This is a genomic window from Hydrogenophaga sp. (assembly GCF_051007235.1).
Classification (GTDB): Bacteria; Pseudomonadota; Gammaproteobacteria; order Burkholderiales; family Burkholderiaceae_C; genus Hydrogenophaga.
The window spans coordinates 1-5300 of sequence record NZ_JBPCSJ010000487.1 but is presented as its reverse complement, the minus strand read 5'-3'; the positions used below and the strand labels follow the sequence as shown (position 1 = coordinate 5300).

The window sequence follows — 5300 nt, the reverse complement described above, 5'->3', positions numbered from 1 at the left end:
GACTGTGACCGATCGCCATGGCAACCAGGTGCCGCAGGAATCGTTCAACTCGATCTACATGATGGCCGACTCCGGTGCGCGCGGTTCCGCCGCGCAGATCCGCCAGCTGGCCGGCATGCGCGGCCTGATGGCCAAGCCCGACGGCTCCATCATCGAGACCCCCATCACGGCCAACTTCCGTGAAGGTCTGAACGTGTTGCAGTACTTCATCTCCACCCACGGCGCCCGCAAGGGTCTGGCCGACACGGCGCTGAAGACCGCGAACTCGGGTTACCTGACCCGCCGTCTGGTGGACGTGACGCAGGATCTGGTGGTGAACCAGGACGACTGCGGCACTTCCAACGGCACGCTGATGCGCGCCATCGTCGAAGGCGGTGAAGTGATCGAGTCGCTGCGCGACCGTATCCTGGGCCGCACCACGGCCGAAGAGGTGCTGCACCCCGAGACCCGCGCGACGCTGCTGCCGGCCGGCACCCTGCTGGACGAAGACATGCTCGACGAGCTGGAAGTCGCTGGCGTGGACGAAGTCAAGGTCCGCACCGCGCTGACCTGCGAAACCCGCTTCGGTATCTGCGCCAAGTGCTATGGCCGCGACCTGGGCCGTGGTGGTCTGGTCAACATCGGCGAAGCCGTCGGTGTGATCGCCGCCCAGTCCATCGGTGAACCCGGCACCCAGCTGACCATGCGCACGTTCCACATCGGTGGTGCGGCCTCGCGTGCGGCGGTGGCCTCCAGCGTGGAAGCCAAGTCCAGCGGTGTGATCGGCTTCAACGCGACCATGCGCTACGTGTCCAACACCAAGGGCGAGCTGGTGGTGATCGCGCGTTCGGGCGAGATCATCATCTCCGACGAACACGGCCGCGAGCGCGAGCGTCACAAGGTGCCGTACGGTGCCATCCTGACGATCAAGCCCGACCAGACCATCAAGGCCGGCACCATCCTGGCCAACTGGGACCCACTGACCCGCCCGATCATCACGGAATTCGCCGGTCAGGCGAAGTTCGAGAACGTGGAAGAGGGCCTGACGGTCGCCAAGCAGGTGGACGATGTGACCGGTCTGGCCACGCTGGTCGTGATCGACCCCAAGCGCCGCGGCGCTGCCAAGGTCGTGCGTCCGCAGGTCAAGCTGATCGACGCCCAGGGCAACGAAGTGAAGATCCCCGGCACCGACCACTCGGTGACGATCGGCTTCCAGGTCGGCGCCCTGATCCAGGTGCGCGACGGCCAGGACGTGGGCCCCGGCGAAGTGCTGGCCCGTATCCCGGTCGAAGGCCAGAAGACGCGCGACATCACCGGCGGTCTGCCGCGGGTGGCCGAGCTGTTCGAAGCCCGTTCGCCCAAGGACAAGGGCATGCTGGCCGAGATGACCGGTACCGTGTCGTTCGGCAAGGAAACCAAGGGCAAGGTCCGCCTGCAGATCACCGATCCGGAAGGCAAGGTCTGGGACGACCTCATCCCCAAGGAAAAGAACATCCTGGTGCACGAAGGCCAGGTGGTCAACAAGGGCGAATCCGTGGTCGACGGACCGGCCGATCCGCAGGACATCCTGCGCCTGCTGGGCATGGAAGAACTGGCCCGCTACATCGTGGACGAAGTGCAGGACGTCTACCGCCTGCAGGGCGTGAAGATCAACGACAAGCACATCGAGGTGATTGTTCGCCAGATGCTGCGCCGCGTGATCGTCGACAGCGTGGGCGATTCGTCCTACATCGCTGGCGAGCAGGTCGAGCGTTCGGAGATCCTCAACACCAACGACGCCCTGCGCGCCGACGGCAAGATCCCCGCGACCTACTCCAACGTGCTGCTGGGCATCACCAAGGCCTCGCTGTCCACCGACTCGTTCATCTCGGCCGCTTCCTTCCAGGAAACGACCCGCGTGCTGACCGAGGCGGCCATCATGGGCAAGCGCGACGAGCTGCGTGGCCTGAAGGAAAACGTCATCGTGGGTCGTCTGATCCCCGCCGGTACCGGTATGGCGTACCACGAGGCGCGCAAGGTCAAGGAAAAGATGGACGACGAAGAGCGCCGTGCCATCGCCGAGGCCGACGCGATGTCGCTGGCCGCTGACCAGGCTGAGGCCACCTCCAACGACGCAGCGGAATGAATGACGGCCCCCACGCTCCGCCGCTGAAGCGGGTCGCTGCCCCCCGAGGGGGCTGACCCGCCTTGGGGCGGCCCGGCGGCGGGTCGTTGCTCACACACCCGGGCTGCCGCCCGGACCCCCGACGCCCCCGGTCATCCGCCGGGGGCGTTTTTCATTCCGGCGCCGTTTTGCCAGGGGCCTGGCTCCCAAAACGCTGGGTTATATTGGCCGCGCCGCTGGGGCAGGACGCAAGGAGATCAAGCGATGGGTGCCATGACATGGGTGTTGCTGGCCGTGGGCCTGCTGGCGTTGTTCTGGGCCGTGGGTGCCTACAACCGCCTGGTGCGGCTGAAGAACGCGATCGCCAACGCTTTTGGCCAGATCGACGTGCAGCTCAAGCGCCGCTACGACCTGATCCCCAATCTGGTGGAGGTGGCTCGCAAGTACCTGGCGCACGAGGCGCAGACGCTGGAAGCCGTGATCGCCGCGCGCAACCAGGCGCGCAGCGCCGAGCAGACGGCCGCCGGCAGCCCGCTGAGCACCGGCGCGCTGGGCGCGCTGGTGGGGGCTGAGCAGGTGCTGGGCGGCGCGCTGGGCCGGCTGTTCGCGGTGGCCGAGGCCTACCCCGACCTCAAGGCCGACCAGACCATGCGCGAGCTGAGCGAGGAACTGTCGAGCACCGAGAACCGCATCGGCTTTGCGCGCCAGGCCTACAACGACCACGTGCTCGAATTCAACGACGCGGCGGCCCAGTTCCCGACGCTGATCGTCGCGCGCCTGTTCAACTTCCAGCCGCAGGCCATGCTCGAATCGACCACCAGCGAGGCCGAGCGGGCCCCTGTGAAGGTGACGTTCTGACGTGCTGATCTTTGAATCCCAGCGCGCGGCGCGGGGGCAGACACGCAAGCTGCTGCTCGCGTTTGCGCTCACGGTGGCGTTGCTGGTGCTGGCGGTCAACGCCGCGCTGGCCCTCGTGTGGGGGCTGAGCTGGGGCTTCTGGGCACCCCTGGGCAGCGGTTGGCCGCGCCACTTTTTCGCGGTGAACACGGCGGTCACGCTGCTGTTCGTGCTGGGCGGCTGGTGGCTGGAAACCTCGCGCCTGGCCGGGGGCGGCGTCGCGCTGGCCCGGCAGATGGGGGCGCGCGAACTGCGCCCCTCGGGCGATTTCGACGAGCAGCGCTTTGGCAACATCGTGCACGAGATGGCCATCGCGTCGGGCCTGAAGCCGCCGCAGGCCATGGTGATGGCGCGCCAGCGCGGCATCAACGCCTTTGCCACCGGCTGGGACGCGGACGACGCCGTGGTGGCTGTGACGCAGGGCGCGCTGGAGCACCTGACCCGCGAAGAACTGCAGGGCTTGGTGGCTCACGAGTTCAGCCACATCCGCGAGGGCGACACGCGGCTGAACATGCGCCTGATCGGCATGGTGTTCGGCCTGGAGCTGGTGTTCCGCTTCGGCCAGCGCATCTGGGACCCGGACATCCGCGACCGCACCACCGTGGCGGCGCTCATGGGCCTGGCCATCATGGCCGCGGGCTGGCTGGGCTGGGTGGCCGGGCATGCGCTGCAGGCCGCCGTTTCGCGCCAGCGCGAATACCTGGCCGACGCCCGCGCCGTGCAGTGGACGCGCAGCCAGGACGGCCTGGGCGGCGTGTTGCGCAAGGTGCTGGGCACCCAGACCGACGAAGAAGACGCGCGCCAGGACCGCTCGCCCATGCAGCACCTGCTGCTGGTCTCGACCGAGGGCGACCGCGTGGCCCACTGGCTCGATTCCCACCCCACGCTGGAGCAGCGCATCCGCCGCATCTACGGTCGGCCCATGGGGCCGCTGCCGCTCGATCGCGATGACCGCGCAGCGCGCCCCCTGGCCACCGACACCTTTGCCCCGCCGCCCGCTGCGCCCGCCCACGGGGCGAGCGGCTCCGGCTGGACGCTGAGCTGAATTTTTCCCCGGATCCCACCGTTGAACGCACCCACCTCCTCTGCCGCGGCCCGCACCGCCGGCCCCACCCTGGCGACCCAGTTGCACTGGACCGCCCAGTGCGTGCTCGCCGTTGAACAGGGTCGCTCGCTCAGCGACGTGTTGCCCCAGGTGCCCTCGGCCCTGCGGCCGGGGGTGCAGGCGCTGACCTTTGCCACCTTGCGCCAGCTCGGCGCCGCGCGCGCCGTGGGGCGCCGCCTGGTGCAGCGCATGCCCGCGCCGCCGGTGGCCGCGCTGCTGCACAGCGCCCTGGCCCTGTTACTGGACGATGCGCAAGGCCAGCGCTACCAGCCCCACACCCTGGTGGACCAGGCGGTGGACGCGGCCAAGGCCGCGCGCGGCACGCGCATGCAGGCCGGCTTTCTCAACGCCTGCCTGCGCCGCTTTTTGCGCGAGCGCGAGGCGCTGTGCGCCGGGCTGGACGCCGACCCGGTGGCGCGCTGGAACCACCCGCTGTGGTGGGTGGAGCGCGTGCGGCGCGACCACCCCGAGCACTGGGAAGCCCTGCTGGACGCCAACAACCAGCCCGGCCCGATGGCGCTGCGCGTCAACCGCCGCCGCGTGGCGCGCGACGACTACCGCCAGACCCTGCAAGCCGCCGGCCTGGCGGCCGAGCCTGTGGGCGACGATGGCCTGGTGCTGGCCTCGCCCCAGCCGGTGGACCGCCTGCCGGGTTTTGCGCGCGGCCACTGCTCGGTGCAGGACAGCGCCGCCCAGCTCGCGGCCGGCCTGCTGCTGGACGGCCATGCATGGCCCGCCGGTGCCCGCGTGCTCGACGCCTGTGCCGCACCCGGCGGCAAGACGGCCCACCTGCTGGAGCGCGCCGACCTCGACGTCCTGGCCCTGGACGTGGACGCCAAACGCTGCGAACGCATCCACGACAACCTGCGCCGCCTGGGCCTCGCGGCCGAGGTGCAATGCGCCGACGCCGCGCAGACCCAGGTCTGGTGGGATGGCCGTCCGTTTGACGCCATCCTGCTGGACGCGCCCTGTACCGCCTCGGGCATCGTGCGCCGCCACCCGGACGTGCGCTGGCTGCGCCGCGCCACCGACGTGGACCAGCTCGTGACCATCCAGCGCCAGCTGCTCGAAGCCCTGTGGCCGCTGTTGCGGCCGGGCGGCCGGCTGGTCTATTGCACCTGCTCGGTGTTCAAGGCCGAAGGGGCCGATCAGGTGGCGGCGTTCCTTGGGCGCCACACCGATGCGGTATTGCAGCCCTCACCCGGCCATTTGCGC

Annotated in this window: 3 protein-coding genes and 1 pseudogene; all 4 read left to right on the top strand. The window is 69.5% G+C overall.

Features of this window, described 5'->3' with window-relative positions:
- Nucleotides 1-2104 (top strand): annotated as a pseudogene (locus ACR2JA_RS17185) (DNA-directed RNA polymerase subunit beta'); the annotation flags it as partial.
- Between the two features lie 243 nt (nucleotides 2105-2347).
- Complete coding sequence (locus ACR2JA_RS17180; protein ID WP_434010293.1) at nucleotides 2348-2941, top strand: LemA family protein; 594 nt, start codon at nucleotides 2348-2350, stop codon at nucleotides 2939-2941.
- A 1-nt stretch (nucleotide 2942) separates the two neighbouring features.
- Nucleotides 2943-4025, top strand: a complete 1083-nt coding sequence (locus ACR2JA_RS17175) for a M48 family metalloprotease (protein ID WP_434010292.1) — start codon at nucleotides 2943-2945, stop codon at nucleotides 4023-4025.
- A gap of 21 nt (nucleotides 4026-4046) precedes the next feature.
- A partial coding sequence (gene rsmB / locus ACR2JA_RS17170) for a 16S rRNA (cytosine(967)-C(5))-methyltransferase RsmB (protein WP_434010291.1) occupies nucleotides 4047-5300 on the top strand: 1254 nt, incomplete at its 3' end.

Excerpts from the sequence above, each read along its gene's own strand:
- ACR2JA_RS17180 (WP_434010293.1), top strand. The coding sequence starts at position 2,348 with ATGGGTGCCATGACATGGGTGTTGCTGGCCGTGGGCCTGCTGGCGTTG.